Consider the following 4,285-nt stretch of genomic DNA (forward strand, 5'->3'; position numbering starts at 1 on the left):
CGGGACCGGCGGTTATCCACCGAGCCTGGACCGTCCCCGGGCAGCCCATCCCTGGCGTTCCACTGACCGCGACGGTCCGGTCAGCTAAATACCCCTGTGCGCTGTTATCGGCGCTGAAGGAGCCGGTGCACCACAGCTGGCGGGGCGTGGAGCAGGCTCCCGTCCTTCCAAAGGATGGGAGCCTGGTCCGACTGGTGTTCAAACCGTTCCAAGGGTGAACACCGCCAGCGTAGGACAGACAGCCTGTAATCTCCTTGGAGCCGCAGGTGAGTAGCGCCCCGGTCGGGGAGCCGGTAAGAGGGCCGTCCCACCACGGCCGGCGGCAGGGCCAGGCCCGGCCCCGGCGCGGGTGCATCCTTGGCTGCCGCCGGTGCCGGGGAAGGCGCCAGAACGTGATCGGTGTCCGCTCTGCTAATTTGCGCGGGCTAGATCAGGCGGTCTCCGCAGCCCGCGTTGACGGCGTCGCGGATTACGTCCTCGATCCTGCCGCGGCTCCGATAGGATTCCCTCTGCCGGGTGGCCCCGGAGCCGTTCCTGAGGATGCCTGCGACCGCTGTTTCCACGATCGGGTCTTCCTGCCACTCGGCCAGGACGGGACGGACGAGGTCCAGCAGCCGGCCGACGGCGTCGGCGGCTGGGCAGGGACAGTGGGTTACGGGGTCCACCAGTTGGTCTTCAACCCCGGACCTGCTGGCCTCCCATGACCACAATCGCAGCTGGGACACGGTCACCTGCTCCGCAGGCCGGCCGGAGCGCCACTGCCGTGCGGCCGTTTCCACCAGGGCGCGGATGATTCCGGCTATGGCGGCAGCATGGGCGGGATCAAGGCACACGTCCGCTACGCGCACCTCCACGGTGGGGAACCGCCGGGAGAGCCGGGCATCGAAATAGATCATGCCGTCGTCGACCAGGACTCCGGAGTTCAGCAGGTCCTCGACCTGCCGGTTGTACTCGGCGGCTGAACCGAAAAGTTCCACCGGTCCCGCTGAGGGCCAGCGGCTCCACGCCTGGTACCGGTAGCTGCTGTAACCGGAATCCGTACCGTTCCAGAACGGGGAATTGGCGCTCAACGCGATGATCAGCGGCAGCCAGGAGCGGATCCGGTCCAGAACGGCAACGCCCTCCTCCGCCGATTCGACCGAAACGTGGACATGGAACCCGCAGGTCAGCTGCTCCTGCAGGGTCAGCCCGAAGCGCTCACGTATCCTCCGGTAACGCGCACTTGGCACCAGGTGCGGCCGCACGGGCTGCGGACAGGTCGCCAGGGCCACAGCCCGTGCCCCCGCCCGCACCGCGGCTGCATCCGCCATTGCCCGCCCGTGCCTGATGGCGCCGGCCAGATCGGTCAGCCACAACTGCGGCGGGCCCACTACCTCAATTTGTTCCTGCTGAACTTCCAGAATGAGCTGGTGCCTGCCCGGTCCCTGCCCGGAAGGAACCTTGTCAGCACCGCCCTCGTCCCGGCCCGCGGCCACAACATCAAAGGCCGCGGCCAAAGGCTGCATGCTGGCAGCACCGACCAAAAGGAGCTCTTCCTCCACACCGAAGGTGCGTACCGGTGTACCGGACAGGGAACGGGGTGTTTGGGTGGAAGTGACCGCAAGGGGGTAGCGGCCGCCTGTGTTACCGGTTGCTGAGGTAGGGGTCATCCAGAGGCCTAACACGAAATGATTCCCGGCAAGCCCTTTCAGGACCTGCCACAAACATAACAGCGCCCGTTCACCCGGCCGGTGTCCGCCGGCGGTTTCGGTGCTTGTCCCCAAACGGTTCAGCCAGCGGGGGCTGATAATCGTTGTCAGATTCCGCTCCTCGCCGGCCGGCGGAGGAGGGAGGGCGTCCTTATTAATCGGTTTTTCGTTTGGCGGCTTCCACGCGCTGGCGGAGTTTGTCCTCGGCCTCCTCGCGGCGGCGCCACAGGGCCCGCAGATCCTTGTTGGAGTCGGATCCGGCCTTGGCGGTGTCCGGCAGGCGGGCCGGGCCGGTATGGGCGGCCTCGGATGCTTCATCGCGCATACCCTCATGGTCCCACCGGCCCGGGGCCGGGCGAAGCGAAGATCCGAACGCATCCAAAATCGGCGGCGTACCCGGGCACGCAAGGTCCGGCCGTTCTATCCAAAAACCCGGCCGTTCTATCCAAAAAGGCGGGGTTGAAAGGCGGCCGGAAGCCGGGTCGGTTCATGCCTGGTTTCTCTGTAGCGGGCGGTGGTGAGGGGCCAGCCTGCGCTTTCTCTTGCCGCTGCTGCAGGGGCGGCCTAGCCTGAAGTGGTCCGTTGCCGAAGACCGTGGAGGTGCCTGATGGCTACCGGTGAAACAGGTTTTGATGATGTGTCCTACGATCTGATTTCCGTGCAGTACCACTCGCTCAAAGCCAGTCATGACTACGGCCAGTATGTGCGTGATGCCCGTAATGCCGGCCGTGAGGACATCGCGGAATTCTTTGAGCAGATCATGTCCCAGGATTCCGAACGTGCGGCCCGGTGCCACGAATTCCTCAAGGAGCGCTCCGGCTCGGAGGAATCCGGGCCGGCCCTGACCTAACTGCCGGGATGGCCCGTGTCGGGGGCTGTACACCGCACTACCGGGTACGGCCCCCGACTCATGCCTGCGTAGGACCGGTCACCGCCTGCACAGTGCGCATCTGCAGATGCCGACCCGGCGCGCCGGAGCCCCGGCAGTGAGATGGTCATTGACCTGTTGGCTGGCCCTCCGGAGCCGGAAGCCCTTGTCCGGCGGTAAACCTCTGCGGCTCCGGACGGGGCCGATATGGATAGAGGGCCCGGCTGAGGTTTGCAGGGGCGGGAAAACGGTGTCCTGATACGGTACGTGCTGTCCCGTTAGAGTCAGGGCCGAGCAGGGGAGATGGTGTATGACGGAGAGATTTACCGGGGACCGGACAGCATCGTTGCGCTTGACCGATGAGGGGATCCTGTTCCTGCGGTGGACGGCCGGTGTTCACATTGGAGAAGAGGACGCCCGTGCCGCGATGGAACTGGTCAATGACATGTGCGGCGGGACAGGCCGGCCGCTGCTGATTGACATGGCCGGCACGGCCTCGGTCAGCCGGGGTGCCCGTACGGTTTTCACCCGTTCGTCCTGCGCCTCGAAAATCGCGCTGCTGGGTACATCGCCCGTGGACCGGGTACTGGTCAATTTCTTCCTCGGCGTCTACACGCCCCCGTGCCCGACCCGGTATTTCACCTCACATCGTGAAGCCCTGCAGTGGCTGCTGGAGAGCCGTACGCGCTGACCGGCCTCAGCAGTCCCACAGGCCTTTTCCTCCGGGTGAGATCGGCAAACTGGAACGGCTGCCCTCATGGACTGAAGGTGCGCCGGATGGCAGCCGGACCCATCGGTACCTGGAGCCCGGCAGGCCGGAGGACAGCCCTGCGCGTCGGCTGCCCTGAGAGACGGGCCGCCGCGGAGTTCTCCATACCGGCAGTGTTCTTTATCGCTGCCGGTGCATGAGGCGAATCTTTGGCTACCGTAAACTTCCTGAATGAGTACGGGTGACTTCCCCGAAGCAGGTATGCGGGATGACTGTGCAGGCCAACACAGTTGGATCATCAGCCATGTTGACCTGCACGATTCAGGCGGGACCTTCTACTACGCATGCAAATGGTGTGGATTTCCAACCCCCGAGCCCGCCTTCTAAAACCCGCGCCGGCGGCAGGAAGCCACAAAGCTTTGCCTTCCCTGCTGCCGTTTAAACAGGACATATGCGCTGTTCTCGGCGTTCAGACCAGCTTGGGGTTAAGCCTGAAAGCCTGGCTATTGATCGGCTGCGTCGTCCATGGGCTCGATCAGGTCGGGCCCGTTGTCGCGCACCGAGTTCACCCGGTCGCTGACCGTTACCGGGACCGGCTCCGGCTCCGGCATGGCATCGAGCAGGCCGACGACGTCGGCCTTGGCCGTGGTCTTCGGGTCCAGTCAGTCGGCCTGCAGGTCTTCGGGCACGATGACCGGGGTCCGGTCGTGGATGTGGCCGAGTGAATCCTGGGCGCTGGTGGTGATGATGGTGCAGGTGGCCGGCCACTTGTCCGGATGGTCCTGCGGCAGGGACGGATCCGGCCAGAACTCATACAGCCCCGCAAACGCCAGCAAACCCCCTCCGCCGGGCGCAGGTAGGTAGGGACCCTCCCGTTGGCGGTCTTCATCCACTTGTAGTAAGCCCTCCGCCGGCACCAGGGCCCGGCGTCTGACCGCAGCGGACCGGAACGAGGGCTTCTCCAGCTGTTGCAGACGCTGACGCGGTGGGACGATGAAAGCGGCAGCCCCGGAGGCTGCC

The 4,285-nt window shown here is 65.4% G+C and carries 5 protein-coding genes; 2 read left to right on the top strand and 3 right to left on the bottom strand.

Going from position 1 to position 4,285, the window contains the following annotated elements; translation table 11 throughout:
- Positions 1–425: 425 nt before the first annotated feature.
- Both AC5RWU_RS23715 and AC5RWU_RS23720 read right to left on the bottom strand, forming a co-directional pair.
- Entirely contained in the window at positions 426–1,649 is a 1,224-nt protein-coding gene (locus AC5RWU_RS23715; RefSeq protein WP_493986627.1) for a glutamate--cysteine ligase, read from the bottom strand.
- Positions 1,650–1,842: 193 nt separating this feature from the next.
- Positions 1,843–2,013 (bottom strand): hypothetical protein, encoded by a 171-nt coding sequence (locus AC5RWU_RS23720; RefSeq protein WP_493986628.1) that lies wholly within the window; start codon positions 2,011–2,013, stop codon positions 1,843–1,845.
- 282 nt (positions 2,014–2,295) lie between these two features.
- On the opposite strand from AC5RWU_RS23720, the gene AC5RWU_RS23725 reads away from it, so the two are divergent.
- Both AC5RWU_RS23725 and AC5RWU_RS23730 read left to right on the top strand, forming a co-directional pair.
- Positions 2,296–2,538, top strand: coding sequence for an acyl carrier protein (locus tag AC5RWU_RS23725; protein ID WP_493986629.1), 243 nt, complete (start codon positions 2,296–2,298; stop codon positions 2,536–2,538).
- A 328-nt stretch (positions 2,539–2,866) separates the two neighbouring features.
- The gene (locus AC5RWU_RS23730; RefSeq protein WP_493986630.1) at positions 2,867–3,247 is read left to right on the top strand and encodes a DUF7793 family protein; all 381 of its coding nucleotides are present in this window, start codon (positions 2,867–2,869) and stop codon (positions 3,245–3,247) included.
- A gap of 680 nt (positions 3,248–3,927) precedes the next feature.
- On the opposite strand, the gene AC5RWU_RS23735 is transcribed toward AC5RWU_RS23730, so the two are convergent.
- Positions 3,928–4,285: SOS response-associated peptidase family protein (locus AC5RWU_RS23735; RefSeq protein ID WP_493986632.1), on the bottom strand; the 358-nt coding region annotated here is incomplete at its 5' end.

Source organism: Arthrobacter sp. B0427-1-12 (genome assembly GCF_059092905.1).